Below are 19,791 nucleotides of genomic sequence, written 5' to 3' on the forward strand. Positions count from 1 at the left end.
CTTTTAGCCCCTGAAAAACATCTCCTGAAAACTACTGCAGTCGGACAGCCTTGGCTGGAATCCGGTGTTGGGCGGGGTTTACCTCGGGTAAACGCTGCCTTGTGCCTTTTTCCTACTTCGTTTGAGCCGTTTTCGCTACGTTTTAGAGATGCTTGGAAAATGCGGCAGTATCCGTTAAAGCCGAATGATGTTCAACACGTCACCCGACAGGCTGACTTGTACACCGGCCCCCCACAGCGGATCGCGGCGCAGATCTTCGGAAACCTTGTAATGACCGGCGATAGAGAGTAGTTCAGCGCTCAATTGCTGACAGAAAATCCGTGCCTTGGAGTCACCCTTCACACCGGCCAGCGCACGACCGCGCATCGGTCCGTATACATGGATGTTGCCATCGGCGAGAAGTTCCGCCCCCGGGCTGACCGAGGAAACCACTACCAAATCGCCACCTTGAGCATAAATCTGCTGGCCGCCGCGTACTGGCGAAGTGATTATTCGGGTCGGTTTGATGGTCGGCTCCGGCGGTTTTTCCGGTTTTTTCCTGACTTCGCCTTCGTGCGGGTCAAGTGCTCGTTCGCGCGCGCCAGACGGCGGCAGCACCGGCAGGTCGACGGCAATGGCGGCGGCGATGTCTTCGATGCGACTGGCGCGGATGGCCAGCGTGCGCAAGCCATGGTGTCGGCAAACACGCATCAGCGCAGGCAGGTCGACCGCGCCTTCAGTGGCCGGGAGTTTGTCCAGGGCCAGCACCAGCGGCGCATTGCTGAAAAAATTAGGCGCCAGGGCGACCTTCGCAGCCAGTTGTCGGTCGAGGCTTTCGAGGTCATTGCGGGCCAGTTCCAGCACCGTAATGGCGAGCATGCTGCCCTTCAACTGGAACACGGGATCTTGGTCTAGCGGTTCGGTTTGGCTCATGGTCGGCATAAAACGGCTTGTCACTAAAAGTGCCGAGACTTATAACGAGAACGCCCGTAAGCCGCAAGCCGGGTCGAACCGATGTAGAATGCGCGGCCTTGTTGTCTGTCCGGAATCGTTAATGGATCGCCCGCAATTTCGAGCTGCATTTTTTCATCCGCGTTTTTGGCTGCTATGGTGCGGTCTAGGGCTGTTGTGGCTGATCGTACAGCTGCCGTATCCGCTGCTGCTGCGTATTGGTCGCCTGCTGGGTAGCGGGATGTATCGGGTTGCCACCGATCGTCGGCGCATCGCCAAACGTAACCTTGAACTGTGTTTCCCGGAAAAAACACCTGCCGAGCGCAAGCGTCTGCTCAAGGAAAACTTCGCCTCGACCGGCATTGCCTTCTTCGAGATGGCCATGAGCTGGTGGTGGTCCCGCGCGCGCCTGGCACGCCTGGCCCATGTCGAAGGGCTGGAGCACCTCAAACAGGCTCAACGCGACGGCAAGGGTGTGATCCTGATGGCGTTGCACTTCACCACGCTGGAAATCGGTGCGGCGTTGCTCGGCCAGCAGCACACCATCGACGGCATGTACCGCGAACATAAAAACCCGCTGTTCGATTTCATTCAGCGGCGCGGACGCGAGCGGCATAACCTCGACTCACTGGCGGTCGAGCGCGATGACGTACGCGGCATGCTCAAGTTGCTGCGCGCTGGCCGGGCCATCTGGTACGCACCGGATCAGGACTACGGCGCCAAGCAAAGTATCTTCGTGCCGTTGTTCGGCATCATGGCGGCAACCGTTCCCGCCACCAGCAAGTTTGCCAAGCTGGGCAAGGCGCTGGTGGTGCCGTTCACCCAGGAACGCCTGGCCGACGGCAGTGGCTACCGCCTGGTGATCCATGCGCCGCTGAACGACTTTCCAGGTGAAAGCGACGAGGTCGATTGCATCCGGATCAACCAGTGGGTCGAAGGTTGCGTGCGCAATTGTCCTGAGCAATACCTCTGGACCCATCGACGCTTCAAGAGCCGTCCGCCCGGCGAGCCGAAATTGTATGCCAAGCGCGGTTGAATCCATTTCGTCAGACTAGATTGAAAGCCCCAGGCACCATGGAGTGTTGCGATGAGTTCAGGTGAGCCGGTTACAGGTTTGATTCTTTCCGGCGGTGGGGCTCGGGCGGCGTATCAGGTCGGGGTGCTGGCAGCGATAGCCGAGCTGCTGCCGGCAGGTTCCGCCAATCCGTTCCCGGTGATCGTCGGCACTTCGGCCGGGGCGATCAATGCGGTCAGCCTGGCCAGCGGGGCGACGGACTTTACCGCGGCCATCCAGCGGTTGACCGCGTTCTGGCAGGGCTTTCGCAGTGACCTGGTGTTACGTAGCGATTGGCCAGGAGTCATCAGCCAGGCGACTCGGTTTGTCAGTCACAGCCTGTTGGGGATTGGCGCAAAAGTGCCGGTAGCGCTGGTCAACAGCTCACCGCTGCGCAATTTGTTGAACGACAAGCTGCAGCTGTCCGGTATCAGTGAAGCCATTGCACAAAAACAATTGCACGCAGTCGCCGTAACCGCATTCGGTTATGAGTCCGGGCAAGCCGTGACCTTCTATCAGGGGGGCCGGAGCATCGATGCCTGGCTTCGCCATCGGCGTATCGGCGTACCGACTCAATTGACGGTCGACCATTTGCTTGCCAGTTCGGCGATCCCGTTGTTGTTTGCACCCGTGAAGATCGGCAACGAGTACTTCGGCGATGGTGCGGTGCGTCAGTCGGCGCCGATCAGCCCGGCCCTGCACCTGGGGGCGAGCAGGGTGCTGGTGGTGGGCGTCAGTGGCAACCCGCGCGGCGTTGATCCCGATAATCCGTTGCAGCGCACCTACACCGGTCAGCAACCCTCGTTGGCGCAGATCGGTGGGCACCTGCTCAACAGTACGTTCATTGATAGCCTGGAGAGCGACATCGAGCTGTTGCAACGCTTGAACGAGTTCAGTCACTTGTTACCGGCAAGTACCGCGGCCCGCAGCCTCGGCGTGGCACCGGTGGACGTGTTGGTGATTGCTCCGAGTCAGCCGATCGATGAAATCGCCGCACGGCATCGACAAGAGCTGCCAGCCGCGTTGCGACTGTTCTTGCGCGGGCCGGGTGCGACCAGGACCAGCGGTGCCGGGGTGTTGAGTTATCTGCTGTTCGAGGCGGGGTATTGCAGCGAGTTGATCGAGCTTGGCCGCCGCGATGCCTTGGCCAAGCGCGAAGAGTTGTGCCGATTCCTGGGGTTGGAAGAGCCCGCAATCCCGGCTTGAGATTGGCGGCGCGGCTATCGCGGGCAAGCCTTGCTCCTAAAAATCTATGTCAAACCCCTGATCCGTAGGAGCAAAGCTTGCTCGCGATGGCGTCCTTGCAGATGCAAAACTCAGGCAGTCAATCGATCATCGCGAAAATCACGCAACGCCTGTTCGATCTCTTCCCGGGTATTCATCACGAACGGCCCGTACTGCACGATCGGCTCGCCCAGTGGTTTACCGGCAATCAACAGCACTCGGGCTCCGGACTCGCTGCTCAGTTGCAGCTCACCTTCATCCGACAAACGGACCAGTTTGCTGACGCCGATACTCTGGGTTTGTCCCGGCAACTCCACGCTACCGTCATACACGTAAAGCAGTGCCCGATGCCCATCCGGCAGTTTCGGTGTGATGCGGCTGCCGGCCGGTAGATGGAAGTCAAAGTAATACGGCTCGGTATCTGGCCGTTGTACCGCACCGGTTTGCTTGACTGTGCCGTCGTCGAATAGACCGGCGATCACTACCACCTCGACGCCTTGCGCGGTTTTCAGCCGTGGAATGTCTGCCGGCTGAATGTCCCGATAGCTGGCCGGATCGAGCTTGTGCTTGCCTGGCAGGTTCAGCCACAGCTGGAAGCCGCGCATCACGCCTTCTTCCTGCTCCGGCATCTCGCTGTGGATGATGCCCTTGGCGGCGGTCATCCATTGCACGCCACCGCCTTCCAGCAAACCGACGTTACCCAGATGGTCCTCATGACGCATACGCCCTTCGAGCATGTAGGTCACGGTTTCGAAGCCGCGGTGCGGGTGAGGTGGGAAGCCGGCAATGTAGTCGTCGGGATTTTCCGAGCCGAATTCGTCGAGCATCAGGAACGGGTCGAAGCGTTCGACACCAGCCCCCCCAAATACCCGGGTCAGCTTGACCCCGGCGCCATCGGACGCAGGTTGACCAGTATGCAGGCTAAGTACTTTGCGAAATTGAGTCATCGGTGCAACTCCTCGATCAGAGTGGAATGGCGCCATGCTATGCCAGACGGACTGATCAATGGTTGCGAATTTTGCGGAGGTTTAATCGGGTTGTTCGATGTGTTGGCGGCAAAGCAAAAGACCGCAGCCGGCGCCGGCCCCTACACTCGATGCGCTTATGTAGGAGCTGGCGAAGGCTGCGATCTTTCAACCCTGGATCAGAAGTGGTACTTCACCAGCAGGCTCGTGGCGCTCTGATTGGTGGTGAAGTCCTTCGTGTCTTCGATGGCGTATTTGTTTTTCCAGTAATCGTACTCGACACCGACGTACAGCTGCTTCTCGCCCCAATGCAAGGCTTTGCCCAGGTCGTATTTGATCTGCGGGTTGAAGTGCAGGTTGGCGTGGTAGGTGCCTTGGCTGTTCTTGTCGTTATCGACCACCCAGTCCATGTAACCGTCGATCAGCACGCTGGAGCTGCCCACCGGGATGGTGTAGGACCACACCGGAGTGATCTGCCAGATGTTGTTACCCGGGCGTTTATCGTCGGTGTGGCGATTGTAGAAGTTCAGCTGGAAGTAATCGAAACCGGGAATGGCCAGGTCGAAACCCGGACCGATCAGGTAAGAGTTGACGTCGCCTTCACCGGTCTCGTAGGTCATGGCCAGCAGGACGTCCTTGATCGGGCCGAACTCGAGTTTCTGGTCGAAGATCTTGCCGAACGACAGACGCGGGCTGAACTCACCGTAGTACGTGTTATTACCGAGGTAAGCGTCAGGTTTACCGTTGTAGAAAATCTTGTCGATGAACAGGAAGTTGTCCCCGTATTTCCAGGCATCGGCGTGCTCGAAGGTCACGGTTTGCTGGATGCTCGGGTTGACTTTGAAGTCTTTGCCATAGAGATAGGTCAGGCTGTTGTTCTGCCACTGCAGCAGGTCGCCGGCCATTGCCTGCCCCCCAGCCAGCAAGGATCCAGCGAGCATCAGGCTAGTGCACGTACGGTTCATTCGGTTGCTCCCAAAGTAAGTAGTTCCACGTTTTTTTTTAAGTCGGCGCTCTGTTGTGGCGCCTGTTTTTCGTTGCTGTAAACGATCATCCGGTCGGTCGGTTTCAGCGCTCCGGCAAGCGCTGAGTCAAGGCTTTTAGAACGCGAAAGAATGCCTGCTCGGCTGTTCGGAAACAGTCGATCAAGCGTCCGTTCGGTTTTTATTGGAGTGTGCAGCGTGACCGTCAAGAGCCGGGATAAGCTGGCTACCTGGTCAGGAATTAATCCCGGGCTTTTTTTTAGAGCCGATTCAGGCGGCCTCGGAGAATACTGACTCGCGCACCATGGCTCAAGCGCCCCGCAACGGAGCGCCGCTATCAAGTTTGTCACTGTGTTGCTCCTCGAATGTTTTTATTGTTAAGGCGCAGACAGCCGCTGACGGCGACCGGACGTATCGCCGGCCGGTCTGTCATGCGGGTATTTCGTGTCACGGGTGAAACCGGATAACGATGGAAGGACGGGCGGACCATCCGCTTATCCGTCAGTGCTGATGAGCGTGGCACTCGTTGTTGGTGGCTCGTTCTGCGCCGCCGAGGATGTTGAACAGCAGGTTCAACGAGAGGGCGCTGAGGGTCGCCATGGCAATGCCGCTGTGGGTGATCGGGCTCATCCACAACGGCAAGTGGGCGAAGAATTCCGGTCGAACCACCGGGATCAGGCCCATGCCGATACTCACCGCCACCAACAGTTGGTTGCGACGGTCGGCGATGTCGGCTTCCTGGAGAATCTTGATCCCGGTAGCCGCGACCATGCCGAACATGGCAATCGCCGCGCCGCCAAGTACCGCCGGTGGAATCGATGCCACCAGAAAGGCCGCTTTGGGCAGCAGGCTCAGCACCACCAGCAGACCACCGGCAACGATGGTCACCGAACGGCAGCGCACGCCGGTCATTTGCACCAGGCCGATATTCTGGGCAAACGAGGAATGGGTGAACGTGTTGAAGAACCCGGCGAAGAACGATGCGCCGGCATCACACAGCAAACCGCGGCGGAGCATCCGTGGGCAGACTTCCTGGCCGGTGATCTTGCCCAGGGCGAGAAACATTCCGGTGGACTCGACGAAGATGATCACCACCACCAGGCACATTGAAAGGATCGGCGCGAGATGGAATTGCGGCATGCCGAAATGCAGCGGGGTGACGATTTGCACCCACGGCGCCTGCGCCATGCCGCTGAGGTCGACCATGCCGATCAGGCCGCAGAGGATGTAACCCAGGCCCATGCCGATCAGTACCGAAATGTTCACCCAGAAACCGCGCATGAAGCGGTGGATCAGCAAGATGGTGCCCAGCACCAGCGCGGCGATGGTCAGGTAGACGGGGGAGCCGAATTGCGCGGCAGCGTTGCCGCCACCCGCCCAGTTCACGGCCACGGGGAACAGCGACAAACCGATCGAGGTGATGACCGTGCCGGTCACCAGCGGCGGGAAGAACCGCACCACCTTGGACATGAACGGCGCGATGAGCATGCCGAAGAACCCGGCGGCGATGGTCGCGCCGAAGATCCCTTGCAGGCCGATGCCAGGCATGCCAGCCATCGCCACCATGCTGCCGACCGCCGCGAAACTGGCGCCCATCATCACCGGCATGCGAATGCCCATGGGACCGATACCCAGTGATTGCACGACGGTTGCGATGCCGGCGACCAGCAGGTCGGCGTTGATCAGGAAGGCGATTTCTTCACGACTCAGACCAGCGGCCTGTCCGATGATCAGCGGCACCGCGATGGCGCCGCCGTACATCAGCAGAACGTGTTGCAGTCCGACCAGAATCAGTTGCAACAGCGGCAGTCGTTGAATCGCGGGTGCGTCGGGGATGCGTGCTTCGGATGACACGGACATGCAACACCTCGGATCTTTTTATTCTTGTGATTTTGTGCATCAGGTGGACCTGTGGCGAGGGAGCTTGCTCCCGCTGGGTCGCGAAGCGGCCCCGCTTTTCTCCAGGAAGAAAGGGGACTGCTGCGCAGTCCAGCGGGAGCAAGCTCCCTCGCCACAAAAGCCCGCTTGTCACAGGCTTTTGTATTGCTTAATTGGTCCGGGCTCCCTGATTGATCCAGGCGCCGATCAGGTCGCGTTCCTGCTGGGTCATCTGCGTGATGTTGCCCAGCGGCATGATCTGGCTGGCGACAGCCTGGGCCTGGATCCGCGGGGCCAATTGCTGGATCTGTTGCGGGGTATCGAACATCACGCCAGCCGGTGCCGCGCTGAACAGCGGGCTGGTCGGTTTGGCCGAATGGCAGACCGCACAACGTTCCTGAATCACGCTGTGTACCTTGCTGAAGTCCGGACCGCTTGCCGTCGAAGCTTGCGCCGGTGCAGCAGCGGCGGCCGGAGCGGCAGGCGCTGCTTCAGCGGGTTTGGCACCACCGCCGAGGGCGGTTTCGGGCAGCGGTTGGTACTCGATCTTCGCCGGTGCCTTGGCCACTTCCGGGGTGTTCATCGGCGCTGGGCCGGTGACGTAGGCCAGGCAGATCATGCCTACTGCCGCGACAGGCAGGGTCCAGGCGAACTTGTGGCTTTCGTGGCGGGTGTTGAAATAGTGGCGCACCAACACCGCGAGTACCGCGATCCCGGCCAGGATCAACCAGTTGTACTGGCTGCCGTAAGTGCTCGGGAAGTGGTTGCTGATCATGATGAACAGCACCGGCAAGGTGAAGTAGTTGTTGTGACGTGAACGCAGCAAACCCTTGGCTGGCAGTGCCGGATCCGGCGTGCGGTTCTCGGCGATGGCCGCCACCAGTGCCCGTTGGGCTGGCATGATGATGCGGAACACGTTACCGACCATGATGGTGCCGATGATGGCGCCAACGTGCAGATACGCACCGCGACCGCTGAACACTTTGCTGAAGCCGTAAGCGGCGCCAATGATCAGCACGAACAGAATTCCACCTAGCAGGGCAGGGCGTTTGCCCAGAGCCGAGTCGCACAGGAAGGAGTAGATGAACCAGCCGATGAACAACGAGCCAAGACCGATGGCCACGCCTTCCGGTCCGCTCAGGCTGCTGCCCGGTGCCAGCAGGTACAGCATCGGGTTGGAGTAGAACACCACGCACAGCAGCGCGATCCCCGACATCCAGGTGAAGTAGGCTTCCCATTTGAACCAGTGCAGGTTGTCCGGCATGGTCGGTGGGGCCAGTTTGTATTTCTCCAGGTGGTAGATCCCGCCACCGTGAATTGCCCAGAGATCGCCCGCCAGGCCGTTTTTCGGGTTGACCCGATTGAGGTTGTTTTCCAGCCAGACAAAGTAGAACGACGCGCCGATCCAGGCCACGCCAGTGATCATGTGAACCCAGCGCACGCTCAGGTTCAGCCATTCCAACAGATGTGCTTCCACAGTCTTTACCTCTCGCCTGTCACTCTTGTTGTCGAGTGATCAGACCTTCTCTTATTGGTGGGGGGCGAGGATCAAACGCTCATCCTCTTTGAAAAAATGCTCATCGCAGTTATTGCCTGTGCCACTGCGATCAACCACCAGGAAGTCATCCCGCTTTTCGATCGTCAGCACCGGGTGGTGCCAAACGCCGCGATGGTAATTAATGCCCTGCCTGCCGTTGGTGACGAAGGCGCGGACCAAGCCTGATACAGGTTCATCGCCAAGTGGCGCGACCACGATCAGAAAGGGGTTGCCGAGCAGCGGAATGAAAGCCTGGCTGCCCAGCGGATGGCGCTCCAGCATGCAGACGGTCAGCGGCATGTCCTGCGCGTCGGCGCGGAAGATGCTGATGATCGCCTTGTCTTCTGGCGTGGCGGTTTCCACCGTTGCCAGTTTGTGAAAGCGCATGGTCGAACCGTTGTTGATCATGAAGTGATCGCTGCCATCGGTTTCGATCACGTCACCGAAAGGGGCGAAGGCTTCTTTGGTCAGCGGTTCAATCGTCAATGTGCGCATGCTGGTCTTCTTCTATGTGTTCATGATGTTTGTTGCTTTGCTTTTGTAGGAGCACGGCTTGCCGGCGATGGCGCCCTTACTGACGCCATCGCCAGCAAGCTGTGCTCCTACAGTCTCAGCATTACTTCGCGACCTTGCCCAATACACGCAAGCGGCTCACGCCACCGTCCGGGAACACGTTCAGGCGGATGTGGGTGATCGGGCCCAGGGCCTTGATCTGCTCGGCGAAGGTGTGTTCGGCGTGCATTTCCAGTTTCTGCGCTGGCAGCAATTCGCGCCAGAACAGCGACTGGGTTTCGATCTGGCTGTCGGTGCCGCCCTTGACGAACGCGCCCTGGATCGAGCAGGTGTCCGGGTAGTTGCCCTTGAAGTGCAGGGTGTCGACGATGATTTTTTCGATCTCGCCCGGGTGGCCCAGCGCGACGATGACCCAGTCATTGCCCGGAGTGCGACGACGTGCGGTTTCCCAGCCATCGCCCATATTGATGCCGCGACCCGGGTTGAGGATGTTGCTCATGCGACCGAAGTGTTCGTCGGAGCAAGCCAGGGCGCGACCGCCGTTCAGGGCTGCGGCCAGGTCAATTTGTTCGTTGTCGCCAACCGCCGACCAGTCGCGGTACGGAATGCCGTACACGCGCAGGCGGGCGACACCGCCGTCCGGGTAGATGTTGAAGCGCAGGTGGCTGAAGGCCTGGTCGTTGTTGATTTCGTGGTAGTGGTGGCTGTTGCCTTGCAGCTCGACGGCCGACAGCACTTCAACCCACTGAGTGGTTTCAGTCGGCTCGCCGGAGGCCACGAAGCAGGCTTCCAGGGAGGCAGATGGCGGGTAGTTGCCGGTGAAGAATGAAGTGTCGATGTCCACGCCCTTGATCGAGCCCGGCACGCCGAGACGGATCACTGCGCTGTCGTAGCCTTCGAAGCGCTTGCGGCGCGATTCCCAGCCATCCATCCACTTGCCGTTGTCATCGAACACGCCTTCTTTCCATACGGCCGGGGTCGGCTGGAACAGGCGGTTGGCATCAGCGAACCAGTCATCGGTGACCGAGATGATTTTGGTGCCCAGGCGGGCGTCGGCCAGGTTGACGAACTTCTCGAAAGGTACGGCGTAAGCTTTCATTCTTCTTGTCTGCCTTTAATTAAAGTGGCTTGGGATGCTTGCAGGGCCCTGGGCGTTTTTCACGTTCATTCACGCTCGGGTCATGTTCGCTAAAGAGTCAGTAATCGGAACAGCGCAATCTTGTTGATCTCCGCCAGCGCGCATTTGAATTCGGTGTCTGCCGAGTTGTGAATGCGCGTTTCGAACGCCGCGAGGATCTGATGCCGGTTGCTGCCTTTTACCGCCATGATGAAGGGAAACTTGAACTTGGCTTTGTAGGCGTCGTTCAACTCGGTGAAGCGAGAAAACTCTTCGGCCGTGCATTGGTGAATACCCGCGCCAGACTGTTCTTCAGTGCTGGCTGCGGTAAGCTGGCCCTGGACGGCGGCTTTACCGGCCAGGTCCGGGTGAGCGTTGATCAAGGCCAGCTGGCTGGCGTGATCGGCACAGAGCAGGATATCGCTCATGCGCTGGTGCAGGGTTTCAATCTCGTCGATTGCCGCGTCCTGGCCCAGGTCGAAGGCTTTTTCGGCGACCCATGGCGAATGTTCGTAGATGTTGGCGAAGGCGTTGACGAAGGCGTCGCGGCTCAAGGTCGATGGCTTCAAGGTCTGGAAGGCAGTCATTTCGAAGCCCCTGGGTACGGATGGGTTGCGTGCCAGTGGCGGGCAATATCGACCCGGCGGCTGAACCAGACCTGCTCATGGCTTTTTGCGTATTCGATAAACCGCTTGAGTGCGGCCAGGCGGGCAGGGCGACCGATCAGGCGGCAGTGCAAACCGATGGAGAGCATTTTTGGCGATTCGGCACCTTCGGCGTAAAGCACGTCGAACGCGTCCTTGAGGTACTGGTAGAAATCGTCGCCCTTGTTGAAACCCTGAACCTGGGTGAAGCGCATGTCATTGGTGTCCAGGGTGTACGGGATCACCAGGTGCGGCTTGCCGGTCGGGTTGTTCGGTTCCCAGTACGGCAGGTCGTCGTCGTAGGTATCGCAGTCGTACAGGAAGCCGCCTTCTTCCATCACCAGCCGGCGGGTGTTCGGCCCGGTACGGCCGGTGTACCAGCCCAGCGGGCGCTCGCCGCTGATTTCGGTGAGGATGCGGATCGCTTCGAGCATGTGCTCGCGTTCTTGCGCTTCGTCCATGTACTGGTAGTCGATCCAGCGATAGCCATGGCTGCAAATCTCATGGCCGGCTTGAACCATGGCGCGGATCACGTCCGGGTGGCGCTGGGCGGCCATGGCCACGGCGAAGATGGTCAGCGGAATGTCGACTTCCTTGAACAGCTTGAGGATCCGCCAGACGCCGGCACGGCTGCCATACTCATACAGCGACTCCATGCTCATGTTGCGCTCGCCTTGCAGCGGCTGCGCCGAGACCATTTCCGAGAGGAAGGCTTCCGACTCTTTATCGCCGTGCAGGATGTTGCGCTCGCCGCCTTCCTCGTAATTGAGCACGAAGGACAAGGCAATGCGGGCATTGCCCGGCCAGTGTGGGTGGGGAGGGTTACTGCCGTAACCGATCAGGTCGCGTGGGTAGTCAGCGCTCACTGCAGTCTTCCTTCTTATTCGGGGTTACTTATTCGCGATAAGGGGTGTGTGGCGGCCTGAAGGTGAGGTGACAGGCTGGCGTCACAGCGATGGACTGATTGTATACAACTTTATATTCACTTTGTAAGCCTGATTTTTTGCATTTTTCATCAACTGTCATCTTTTCAGGGGGGTGCAAGAAACCTGCCTGAGTGGTCAGCTAATGGATGGAAGGTCCTCTGATCTTATGGTTCAGCGTCAGATTCGCCGAGAAACCATGGACGGCGAGTGCAGTGGTAAAAATGTCGTTTTTATTGTGTACAATTTTTTTAAAAAGTGTCTTAATCAGTCGCTTGCCGCCGCTTTTCGTGCTCCGAAAAGGTGCGGTCTCCTTTTTAACTGACTCCGGGAGGCGCGAGGCCTGACTGCTGCAAACGCAGGCGGGCGCGCAGAATCAATGGGACGTTTGACTACACACGTTTTGGACGCAGCACACGGTTGCCCGGGCAGCTCGATCAAGGTCGAGTTGTACCGCGTTGAAGGTTCGCAGCTGGAATTGGTCGCCAGTGCACTGACCAACAGCGACGGCCGTTGCGACGCGCCCTTGTTGCAAGGCGATGACTACCGTTCCGGGGTTTATCAGCTGCAGTTTCATGCCGGCGATTACTACCGCGCGCGCGGTGTACAGCTGCCGGAGCCGGCCTTTCTGGATGTGGTGGTGCTGCGTTTCGGCATCTCGGCAGAGCAGGATCACTACCATGTGCCATTGTTGATTTCGCCCTACAGCTATTCGACCTACAGAGGAAGCTAGGACTTTCCCCCAGCTATCTTTCTCAGAAGCGACTGCGCATATAGCTTCTTTGGTCTTTCGCCCGCTCACACTGCGGGCTTTTTTTCGTCTTGAGAAATGTGGTGTGTTTGATGACGCCATCGCGGGCAAGAACTAGGCGTCCCCCCGCTCCTACGGATTTATGTCGTTCGCATGCATTGAGAGCGACTCAGGACCTGTAGGGGCAAGGCTTGCCCGCGATGCTTTTAGCGGCTCAACAGCGAGGCAGCACCCGCGCCACTGAACAGCCCGGCACTGATCCGGTTGAACCAGCTCTGGCCCTTGCCGCTGCGCAGATACCGCGCCGCACCATGCGCACCGAGGCCGTAGGCCACCTTGCAGCACAGATCCAGCACGGTCCAGGTGGCGATCATGATCAGCAACTGCGGCAGAAAGGGCTGCTGTGCGCTCAAGAACTGTGGCAGGAAGGCGGCGAAGAACAGAATGTCTTTCGGGTTGCTGGCACCCAGCACGAACGCGCGCCCGAACAGTGCACGAAAGCGCGGTGTCGGTGCGGTCTGGGGCACTTCGGCGCCGACCGATGGCTGGCGCGATTGCTGCCAGCTTTGCCAGGCGAGGTAGAACAGGTACAGCGCGCCGACAATCTTCAGCGCACTGAAGAGTTGCTCCGAAGCCAGCAGCAGGGCGCCCAGACCCAATGCCGATGCGCTCAGCAGGCAGATCGAGGCAAATACGCCGCCGAGAAACGCCGGGTAAGAACGCCGCAGACCATAATTCAGACTGTTGCTGATCATCAGCAACGACAGTGGCCCCGGGATCAGGATCACCACCAGTGCAGCGCCGCTGAACAGCAGCCAGGTTTCCAGACTCATCACTTTCCTCCCTATGTGCAAAAGCCCCACCCGACGGGGTGAGGCTGGTTTGAAACGCGTACCGCTTACAAGAAAATGAACTTGGCGATAAAGATCGCGCACAGCACCCAAAGACTGATGGAAATTTCCTTGTGTTTACCCGTACCGGCCTTGAGCACCACGTAGGTGATAAAGCCCAGCGCGATACCGTCGGCAACCGAGAAGGTCAGCGGCATCATGATGGCCGTGACGATCGCCGGAATGCTGTCGGTGGCTTCACTCCATTTGATGTGCTCCAGGCCGCTCATCATCAGCATGGCCACGTAGATCAGCGCACCGGCGGTGGCGTAAGCGGGGATCATGCCAGCCAGCGGCGCGAAGAACATCGCAGCAATAAATAGCACACCTACGGTCACTGCGGTAAGACCGGTACGACCACCGGCGGCCACACCCGCGGCACTTTCCACGTAACTGGTCACTGGCGGCACACCGACCATCGCCCCGAACACGCTCGACGCACTGTCTGCTTTCAATGCTCGGGAGAGGTTTTCGATCTTCCCGTCCTTGCCGACCAAACCTGCCCGTTGCGCCACGCCCATCAGGGTCCCGGCGGTATCGAACATGTGTACGAAGAGGAACGCCAGCACCACGCTGATCATGCTGACGTTGAACACGCCGGCGATGTCCATGGCCATCCAGGTCGGTGCCAGGCTTGGCGGCGTCGACAGAATGCCGCCGTAGTGCACCAGGCCCAAACCCCAGCCTGCCAGGGTCACGGTGATGATGCTGATCAGGATCGCGCCGAACACGCGGTGGTAACTCAGTACCGCAATCATCAGGAAACAAACGGCTGCCAGCAGAGGAGCAGGATCACGCAGATTGCCCAGTTTGATCAGGGTGGCCGGGCTGGCGACAATGATTCCAGCTGTTTTCAGACCGATGATCCCCAGGAATAAACCAACACCTGCACCCATGGCGTGACGCAAGCTCACTGGAATGCTGTTGAGCAGCCATTCCCGTACGCGCGACAGCGTCAGGAACATGAACAACACACCGGAAATGAACACCGCGCCCAGCGCAGCTTCCCAGTGGTAGCCCATGGTGCCGACCACGGTGTAGGTAAAGAAGGCGTTCAGGCCCATGCCTGGCGCGAGGCCGACGGGCCAGTTGGCGTACAGACCCATCAACAGGCAACCGAGGGCAGCCGCGATGCAGGTTGCGACGAAGGCCGCGCCGTGGTCGATCCCGGCGTCCGCCATGATGTTGGGGTTGACGAAGATGATGTAGGCCATGGTGATGAAGGTGGTAATACCTGCGATCAACTCGGTCTTCACCGTGGTGCCATGCAAGCTGAGTTTAAAAATGCGCTCCAGCCAGCCAGTGCGTAACGGCGGCGAGAGTTCCAGCGTCGAGGCTTCGGATTTGCGGCTTTCCACAGCGAGTACTCCTCAAGAGTTTTATTGTTATTTCCAGAGCCGGACACATGAGGTGGGCAGCGGCTCTTTGAGGTACTTGCGAATTTGTTGACCGACTGGTCAGGAACTCGCACGAAACGGATTATGCTTTTGTATACAAATAAAGCAAATAATGTTTTTGATTTTGTAGACGAAAAGATTGGCAATAGGGATATATCGCCAGGAAGGACGCCATCGCGGGCAAGCCTTGCTCCTACGGATCGATGTCGTTTGAAAATATCGAACACGACTCAAGATCCGTAGGAGCAAGGCTTGCCCGCGATGACTGACGTGTCCGCAACTCAAATTCCGAAGCGTAGCCGCGCTAGATTTTCTGCTGGTTTTCGCCCAGCGCTTTGTTCACCGCCAACCAGCCATCTACCGCCGCCTCGCCAGCCTCGGCAAACACTCGCTCAAGCAATTTCACTTGCTCACGCCGCAGCGACTCCTCGAACCGCGCGCCGTCGACGGTCAGTTCCAGCAGGCGTTTACGCTTGTCGGTCGCTGACGCCACGCTGTCCACCAGGTGCATTTCCACCAACTGACGCAGCGGAATGTTCAGCGCCTGCTTGCTCACACCGAGTAGCGCGAGCAATTCCTTGACGCTCAGGGCCGGGTAGCGGGCGATGAAAAACACGATGCGCTGATGCACGCGGCTCAAACCGCGCCGCTCAAGCATTTCGTCGGCTTTGGCGGTGAAGGCCTGGTAGCCGAAGAAGAACGCTTCCATGGCGGCTTGCTGGGTGCTTTGGTTTTTAAGGTCAAGCATATTGACGTATCTGCTCGTGCTGTCGTAATTTCGGTCAAGTAGTTTGACTTAATTTCCTTGGCCTTCGCTACCGGTGACCCCCATGGCTTTTTCCGAACGTGTCTCGCGCCTTAAAAGTTCTTTGATTCGTGAAATCCTTGCCGCGGCTCAGCGCCCGGAAGTGATGTCGTTTGCCGGTGGCCTGCCTGCCGAAGCCATGCTGCCGAAGGTCGAGTGGGCTGACATGCCATTGGCGATGGGCCAATACGGCATGAGCGAAGGCGAACCGGCATTACGCGAAGCGCTGGCGGCTGAGGCCCGGGCCTTGGGCGTACCGTGTGAGGCGAGTCAGGTGTTGGTGGTCAGCGGCTCCCAGCAAACCCTGGATCTGGCGGCCAAGCTGTACATCGACAAAGGCACCGAGATCATGCTCGAAGCGCCGACCTATCTGGCGGCGCTGCAAATCTTCCAGCTGTTCGGCGCTGACTGTCTGACCGTGCCGCTGGAGGCTGACGGCCCGAACCTGAATGAGTTGCGCGCGCGCCTGGAAAAACATCACCCGGCGTTCATCTACCTGATCCCGACGTTCCAGAACCCCTCGGCAGTGCGCTACAGCGAAGCCAAGCGCGATGCAGTGGCAGCGTTGCTCGATGAATTCGGCGTGACCCTGATCGAAGACGAACCCTACCGTGAACTGACCTTTGATGGCGGCAGCGCGACGCCCATCGTCAGTCGCTTGAAGAAGGCCAGCTGGATCTACACCGGCACCGTGTCCAAGACCTTGCTGCCTGGCTTGCGCGTCGGCTATTTGATCGCCAGCCCGGACCTGTTCCCGCACCTGCTGCGACTCAAGCAGTCGGCAGACCTGCACACCAATCGTGTTGGCCAATGGCAGGCGTTGCAATGGATTGGCACCGAGAAGTTTCGCGATCACCTGAGTGAACTGCGGGACTTCTACCGGGTTCGGCGTGACGCCTTCCAGTTGGCACTGGAAACCCATTTCTGCGATCTGGCCGAGTGGAATGTACCGCAAGGCGGGCTGTTTTTCTGGTTGACCCTGAAGCAGCGATTGGACACCCGGACCTTGCTGAACGAGGCGTTGGCGCAGGACGTGGCCTTTATGCCGGGGGAGCCGTTCTTCTCTGAACCGGACAGCAATCCGGGGCATCTGCGGCTGAACTTCAGCCACATCGATCCGGCGCGGCTGGACGAAGGGCTTAAACGATTGGCTGGGGTGGTGCGTCAGGCACAGGCTGCTCAGGCGGCGTAAGGGAAAGCCAAAAACAAATAAACCGGCGAATGGGTCGGTTTATTTTTGTCCAGGATTTATGTTGTCTGTACTGGCCTTTTCGCGAGCAAGTCCGCTCCCACAGGGAAACGCGGTCACTGTGGGAGCGGGCTTGCTCGCGAAGGCGTCAGCGACAACACCACAAACCCATCAGGCTGCCGCGAAGCGCTTGTCCAGATAATCAATGATCACCTTGGATTCATACATCCAGGTAGTCTGGCCATTCTCTTCGATACGCAGGCACGGCACCTTGATCTTGCCGCCTTGCTCAAGCAGGGTTTGGCGATCCTGTTCGTTGTTCTTCGCATCACGCAAAGCCACCGGCACATTCAGGCGGCGCAGGGTGCGGCGGGTTTTCACGCAGAACGGGCAGGCGTGGAACTGATACAGCGTCAGGCCCTTCGCTGCGTTTTCGACCTGGGCCTGAGCAGCGGCGGGGCGCTTCTTTTTGCCCGGGCGGGTGAGGAAGTCGATGAAGATGATCAGCTGGCCGAGGCCGACACGAAGCGCTTTCACTAACACGGTATAAGCCTCTCGGGCGAATGAAGAAAGGCGCGCAGCTTACCTGATTTTTCACAGGCGAAAAAAAACCGGCGATGAATGCCGGTTTTCTTCGTACAGCGATTACTTGATCAGGCTGAGAAACTCGCTGCGGGTCGCCGCGTTTTCGCGGAACTCACCAAGCATCACCGAGGTGATCATCGACGAGTTCTGTTTCTCTACACCGCGCATCATCATGCACATGTGCTGGGCTTCGATCACCACCGCCACGCCCAGGGCGCCAGTCACTTGCTGGACAGCCTCGGCGATCTGCCGGCTGAGGTTTTCCTGGATCTGCAGGCGGCGGGCGTACATATCGACGATCCGCGCGACTTTCGACAGGCCCAGCACCTTGCCACTCGGGATATAGGCCACGTGGGCCTTGCCGATGAATGGCAGCAAGTGGTGTTCGCACAACGAGTAGAGCTCGATGTTCTTGACCAGCACCATTTCGCTGTTGTCGGAGCTGAACAAGGCACCGTTGGTGACTTCTTCGAGCGTCTGCTCATAACCGCGGCAAAGGTACTGCATGGCTTTGGCGGCACGCTTCGGCGTGTCGAGCAGACCTTCGCGGGTGGCGTCTTCGCCAAGCTGGCCGAGGATCGCCGTGTAATTCTGTTCCAGGGACATGAAACTACCTGTGGGATTTTACGCAAAGGACAAGGGTACGGTGGCGGACACGGCGCTGCAAGCGTAGCGCATCAGCTTTACTCGTCACGACCTTCCATCATGGTCCGTTTGAGCATCACGTAAACCGCTCCGGCGCCGCCATGTTTTGGCTGGCACGAGGTGAAGCCGAGCACCTGTGGATGCTGACGCAGCCACGTGTTGACGTGACTTTTGATCATCGGCCGCTTGCCGTCCAGGCGTACAGCCTTGCCATGAGTCACGCGCACGCAGCGGATTTCGAATTTTGTTGCTTCGGCGAGAAAAGCCCACAGCGTCTCGCGGGCTTTTTCGACGGTCATGCCGTGCAGGTCGAGGCTGCCTTCGAACGGGATCTGCCCGACCTTCAGCTTGCGCATCTGGCTTTCCTGCACGCCGTCACGTGCCCACATCAACTCGTCTTCCGGACCGACATCGATCACGAACTGATCGGACAGACCGTCAACGGTGGTGGCATCGGTGCGCACGGTGGCGGCTTGACGCAGCTTGGCGATGTGCGCGCGGTCAGCCTTGGGTTTGCCGGTTTCGGCGCGATCGTGCTTGATCGGCTTGACGCCTTGGATCGCGCTTTTGAACAGGGAAAAATCGTCGTCTTGCATGTCAGCCTCCGCGAAGGGCGGCCAGTTTACCCAAGTCGAGGTGAATCGGGCGCGTCAAAACGCAACGCGCGCCACTCAGTCATGTTTTTTCATCAAATGCGGAGCCAGGTTCAGCTCACGCGGTTGGCGCATCCGGCGGCGGCAGCGACGCCACAATGCGACACCGACATACAGCAGCAACAAGCCAATCGCCAGGACCACTGCGGCGCCGGCCGGGCTGGTGTTCAACTCGCCAAGAGCCGGCGGGTGGCCCAACAGGCTGGCGGCACCGGCCAGCGCCAGCAACACGCCGAGGGTTGCCAGCAGCGCGGAAAATGCCGCACCAAAACGATAACGCCAGTTGCGTGGGCCTTTGGGCCGCAAGCGGCGAGCGTCAAAACCATCGGATTTCTTCATTCCGACCTTCCTCAATGGGTATCGGCCCTTCGACCGGGAGTTGACCGGGTGGTTCCTGAGGCTAAGGCAATTGCGGGGAATGAGCGGTTTTTGCGGATGAGCGGCTGCGTTGGCCGCTCATCAAGCGCTTGATCAGATCAGTTCCTGAGTCTGGGCGAGGGTCGCGAAGTTGTCGGCCATGATCGCCATTTCAGTCTGCTGGACATGTTCGGCGCTGAGGACGCCACCTTTGAAAGGCAGGTCCCGGGTGGCACAGGCGTCTTCGACCAGGGTGCAGCGAAAGCCCAGGTTCTTGGCGGCGCGCACGGTGGTGCTGACGCTGGAGTGACTCATGAAACCGCAGACGATCAGGTCCAGCGAGCCGAGGTCTTGCAGGCGTTTTTCCAACGGGGTGCCGTGGAACGCGCTGGGCAGCAATTTACCGATGACAGTTTCGTCAGCCAGTGGCTCAAGGCCCGGGATGAATTCACCGCGTTCGCCTTGTGGGTCGAACAGGCCACCGACGGTGCCGAGGTGGCGTACATGGACGATCGGCCGACCCGCCTTGCGGGCAGCCGCGAGCAATTGCTTGATATTGTCGACGGCGGCGTCCATGCCGGAAAGGGCCAGGGGGCCGCTCAAGTATTCTTTCTGGGCATCGATGATCACCAGCGTCGCATGGGCCAGATTGGCCGGCGCGTAACCACGACCGCTGAGTTGAAACATCGTTTTTGGAACGGACATTCTGGGGCTCCTTCGAGTGGGGCTTTTGCGACATTGTCCTCTGGCT

At 59.2% G+C, this 19,791-nt stretch carries 22 protein-coding genes; 4 read left to right on the forward strand and 18 right to left on the reverse strand.

Going from position 1 to position 19,791, the window contains the following annotated elements; genetic code table 11:
• Positions 1 to 174 precede the first annotated feature (174 nt).
• The gene (minC, locus tag AC3WK5_RS16495) at positions 175 to 912 is read right to left on the reverse strand and encodes a septum site-determining protein MinC (RefSeq protein ID WP_054598158.1); all 738 of its coding nucleotides are present in this window, start codon (positions 910 to 912) and stop codon (positions 175 to 177) included.
• Positions 913 to 1,033: 121 nt separating this feature from the next.
• On the opposite strand from minC, the gene AC3WK5_RS16500 reads away from it, so the two are divergent.
• Positions 1,034 to 1,966 (forward strand): lipid A biosynthesis lauroyl acyltransferase, encoded by a 933-nt coding sequence (locus AC3WK5_RS16500; protein WP_103319912.1) that lies wholly within the window; start codon positions 1,034 to 1,036, stop codon positions 1,964 to 1,966.
• Between the two features lie 51 nt (positions 1,967 to 2,017).
• Positions 2,018 to 3,190, forward strand: a complete 1,173-nt coding sequence (locus AC3WK5_RS16505) for a patatin-like phospholipase family protein (RefSeq protein ID WP_103319914.1) — start codon at positions 2,018 to 2,020, stop codon at positions 3,188 to 3,190.
• A gap of 110 nt (positions 3,191 to 3,300) precedes the next feature.
• Here the strand turns inward: AC3WK5_RS16505 and AC3WK5_RS16510 are convergent, their stop codons facing one another.
• The 9 genes from AC3WK5_RS16510 to puuE all read right to left on the reverse strand — a co-directional run bounded on the left by AC3WK5_RS16510 (position 3,301) and on the right by puuE (position 11,711).
• Positions 3,301 to 4,155 (reverse strand): pirin family protein, encoded by an 855-nt coding sequence (locus tag AC3WK5_RS16510; RefSeq protein WP_103319917.1) that lies wholly within the window; start codon positions 4,153 to 4,155, stop codon positions 3,301 to 3,303.
• Positions 4,156 to 4,352: 197 nt separating this feature from the next.
• On the reverse strand, positions 4,353 to 5,138 hold the full coding sequence (locus AC3WK5_RS16515) for an outer membrane protein OmpK (protein ID WP_103319919.1): 786 nt from the start codon (positions 5,136 to 5,138) through the stop codon (positions 4,353 to 4,355).
• Positions 5,135 to 5,506 carry a hypothetical protein gene (locus AC3WK5_RS16520; RefSeq protein ID WP_146039841.1) on the reverse strand — a complete coding sequence of 124 codons (372 nt, stop codon included), beginning with the start codon at positions 5,504 to 5,506 and terminating at the stop codon, positions 5,135 to 5,137. Before AC3WK5_RS16520 ends, AC3WK5_RS16515 begins: the two co-directional genes overlap by 4 nt.
• Before the next feature lie 151 nt (positions 5,507 to 5,657).
• Positions 5,658 to 7,016: a nucleobase:cation symporter-2 family protein gene (locus AC3WK5_RS16525; protein WP_103319921.1), complete on the reverse strand. Its 1,359-nt coding sequence runs from the start codon at positions 7,014 to 7,016 to the stop codon at positions 5,658 to 5,660.
• A gap of 187 nt (positions 7,017 to 7,203) precedes the next feature.
• Positions 7,204 to 8,511 (reverse strand): urate hydroxylase PuuD, encoded by a 1,308-nt coding sequence (locus AC3WK5_RS16530; protein WP_103319923.1) that lies wholly within the window; start codon positions 8,509 to 8,511, stop codon positions 7,204 to 7,206.
• A gap of 51 nt (positions 8,512 to 8,562) precedes the next feature.
• Positions 8,563 to 9,066, reverse strand: a complete 504-nt coding sequence (locus AC3WK5_RS16535; RefSeq protein WP_007898831.1) for an ureidoglycolate lyase — start codon at positions 9,064 to 9,066, stop codon at positions 8,563 to 8,565.
• 121 nt (positions 9,067 to 9,187) lie between these two features.
• A complete protein-coding gene (gene alc, locus AC3WK5_RS16540; RefSeq protein ID WP_103319926.1) occupies positions 9,188 to 10,183 on the reverse strand; it encodes an allantoicase in 996 nt (331 codons plus the stop codon).
• Positions 10,184 to 10,272: 89 nt separating this feature from the next.
• Positions 10,273 to 10,788, reverse strand: coding sequence for a 2-oxo-4-hydroxy-4-carboxy-5-ureidoimidazoline decarboxylase (gene uraD / locus AC3WK5_RS16545; RefSeq protein WP_103319928.1), 516 nt, complete (start codon positions 10,786 to 10,788; stop codon positions 10,273 to 10,275).
• The gene (gene puuE, locus AC3WK5_RS16550; protein WP_103319931.1) at positions 10,785 to 11,711 is read right to left on the reverse strand and encodes an allantoinase PuuE; all 927 of its coding nucleotides are present in this window, start codon (positions 11,709 to 11,711) and stop codon (positions 10,785 to 10,787) included. The genes uraD and puuE overlap by 4 nt, the downstream gene beginning before the upstream one ends.
• 436 nt (positions 11,712 to 12,147) lie before the next feature.
• Between puuE and uraH the strand changes: the two genes are divergently transcribed.
• Positions 12,148 to 12,501, forward strand: a complete 354-nt coding sequence (gene uraH / locus AC3WK5_RS16555; protein ID WP_095078352.1) for a hydroxyisourate hydrolase — start codon at positions 12,148 to 12,150, stop codon at positions 12,499 to 12,501.
• Positions 12,502 to 12,725: 224 nt separating this feature from the next.
• On the opposite strand, the gene AC3WK5_RS16560 is transcribed toward uraH, so the two are convergent.
• The 3 genes from AC3WK5_RS16560 to AC3WK5_RS16570 all read right to left on the reverse strand — a co-directional run bounded on the left by AC3WK5_RS16560 (position 12,726) and on the right by AC3WK5_RS16570 (position 15,554).
• Positions 12,726 to 13,352 (reverse strand): LysE family translocator, encoded by a 627-nt coding sequence (locus AC3WK5_RS16560; RefSeq protein ID WP_054593504.1) that lies wholly within the window; start codon positions 13,350 to 13,352, stop codon positions 12,726 to 12,728.
• Between the two features lie 65 nt (positions 13,353 to 13,417).
• Entirely contained in the window at positions 13,418 to 14,767 is a 1,350-nt protein-coding gene (locus AC3WK5_RS16565; protein WP_103319934.1) for an NCS2 family permease, read from the reverse strand.
• Positions 14,768 to 15,110: 343 nt separating this feature from the next.
• Positions 15,111 to 15,554 (reverse strand): MarR family winged helix-turn-helix transcriptional regulator, encoded by a 444-nt coding sequence (locus tag AC3WK5_RS16570; protein WP_054593502.1) that lies wholly within the window; start codon positions 15,552 to 15,554, stop codon positions 15,111 to 15,113.
• Positions 15,555 to 15,636: 82 nt separating this feature from the next.
• Here AC3WK5_RS16570 and AC3WK5_RS16575 point away from each other — a divergent pair, with 82 nt between their 5' ends.
• Positions 15,637 to 16,803 carry an aminotransferase-like domain-containing protein gene (locus AC3WK5_RS16575; protein WP_103315803.1) on the forward strand — a complete coding sequence of 389 codons (1,167 nt, stop codon included), beginning with the start codon at positions 15,637 to 15,639 and terminating at the stop codon, positions 16,801 to 16,803.
• Positions 16,804 to 16,971: 168 nt separating this feature from the next.
• Here the strand turns inward: AC3WK5_RS16575 and AC3WK5_RS16580 are convergent, their stop codons facing one another.
• The 5 genes from AC3WK5_RS16580 to AC3WK5_RS16600 form a co-directional block, all read right to left on the reverse strand.
• Positions 16,972 to 17,343, reverse strand: a complete 372-nt coding sequence (locus AC3WK5_RS16580) for a glutathione S-transferase N-terminal domain-containing protein (protein WP_103315804.1) — start codon at positions 17,341 to 17,343, stop codon at positions 16,972 to 16,974.
• Between the two features lie 102 nt (positions 17,344 to 17,445).
• Positions 17,446 to 17,991: a GTP cyclohydrolase I FolE gene (gene folE, locus AC3WK5_RS16585; protein ID WP_019693029.1), complete on the reverse strand. Its 546-nt coding sequence runs from the start codon at positions 17,989 to 17,991 to the stop codon at positions 17,446 to 17,448.
• A gap of 77 nt (positions 17,992 to 18,068) precedes the next feature.
• Positions 18,069 to 18,626: a Smr/MutS family protein gene (locus AC3WK5_RS16590; RefSeq protein WP_054593499.1), complete on the reverse strand. Its 558-nt coding sequence runs from the start codon at positions 18,624 to 18,626 to the stop codon at positions 18,069 to 18,071.
• A gap of 75 nt (positions 18,627 to 18,701) precedes the next feature.
• Positions 18,702 to 19,022 carry a hypothetical protein gene (locus AC3WK5_RS16595; RefSeq protein ID WP_103315805.1) on the reverse strand — a complete coding sequence of 107 codons (321 nt, stop codon included), beginning with the start codon at positions 19,020 to 19,022 and terminating at the stop codon, positions 18,702 to 18,704.
• Positions 19,023 to 19,154: 132 nt separating this feature from the next.
• Positions 19,155 to 19,745 carry a cysteine hydrolase family protein gene (locus AC3WK5_RS16600; protein WP_103315806.1) on the reverse strand — a complete coding sequence of 197 codons (591 nt, stop codon included), beginning with the start codon at positions 19,743 to 19,745 and terminating at the stop codon, positions 19,155 to 19,157.
• Between the last annotated feature and the right edge of the window lie 46 nt (positions 19,746 to 19,791).

The sequence above is a fragment of the Pseudomonas sp. FW306-02-D09B genome, assembly GCF_058782685.1.

Coding starts and splice junctions, on each gene's coding strand:
- AC3WK5_RS16500 (WP_103319912.1), top strand. CDS start 1,034: ATGGATCGCCCGCAATTTCGAGCTGCATTTTTTCATCCGCGTTTTTGG.
- AC3WK5_RS16595 (WP_103315805.1), bottom strand. CDS start 19,022: ATGAAGAAATCCGATGGTTTTGACGCTCGCCGCTTGCGGCCCAAAGGC.
- uraD (WP_103319928.1), bottom strand. CDS start 10,788: ATGACTGCCTTCCAGACCTTGAAGCCATCGACCTTGAGCCGCGACGCC.
- AC3WK5_RS16575 (WP_103315803.1), top strand. CDS start 15,637: ATGGCTTTTTCCGAACGTGTCTCGCGCCTTAAAAGTTCTTTGATTCGT.
- AC3WK5_RS16525 (WP_103319921.1), bottom strand. CDS start 7,016: ATGTCCGTGTCATCCGAAGCACGCATCCCCGACGCACCCGCGATTCAA.
- AC3WK5_RS16570 (WP_054593502.1), bottom strand. CDS start 15,554: ATGCTTGACCTTAAAAACCAAAGCACCCAGCAAGCCGCCATGGAAGCG.
- folE (WP_019693029.1), bottom strand. CDS start 17,991: ATGTCCCTGGAACAGAATTACACGGCGATCCTCGGCCAGCTTGGCGAA.
- uraH (WP_095078352.1), top strand. CDS start 12,148: ATGGGACGTTTGACTACACACGTTTTGGACGCAGCACACGGTTGCCCG.
- AC3WK5_RS16590 (WP_054593499.1), bottom strand. CDS start 18,626: ATGCAAGACGACGATTTTTCCCTGTTCAAAAGCGCGATCCAAGGCGTC.
- AC3WK5_RS16600 (WP_103315806.1), bottom strand. CDS start 19,745: ATGTCCGTTCCAAAAACGATGTTTCAACTCAGCGGTCGTGGTTACGCG.
- AC3WK5_RS16560 (WP_054593504.1), bottom strand. CDS start 13,352: ATGAGTCTGGAAACCTGGCTGCTGTTCAGCGGCGCTGCACTGGTGGTG.
- AC3WK5_RS16510 (WP_103319917.1), bottom strand. CDS start 4,155: ATGACTCAATTTCGCAAAGTACTTAGCCTGCATACTGGTCAACCTGCG.
- AC3WK5_RS16535 (WP_007898831.1), bottom strand. CDS start 9,066: ATGCGCACATTGACGATTGAACCGCTGACCAAAGAAGCCTTCGCCCCT.
- minC (WP_054598158.1), bottom strand. CDS start 912: ATGAGCCAAACCGAACCGCTAGACCAAGATCCCGTGTTCCAGTTGAAG.
- AC3WK5_RS16515 (WP_103319919.1), bottom strand. CDS start 5,138: ATGAACCGTACGTGCACTAGCCTGATGCTCGCTGGATCCTTGCTGGCT.
- AC3WK5_RS16505 (WP_103319914.1), top strand. CDS start 2,018: ATGAGTTCAGGTGAGCCGGTTACAGGTTTGATTCTTTCCGGCGGTGGG.
- alc (WP_103319926.1), bottom strand. CDS start 10,183: ATGAAAGCTTACGCCGTACCTTTCGAGAAGTTCGTCAACCTGGCCGAC.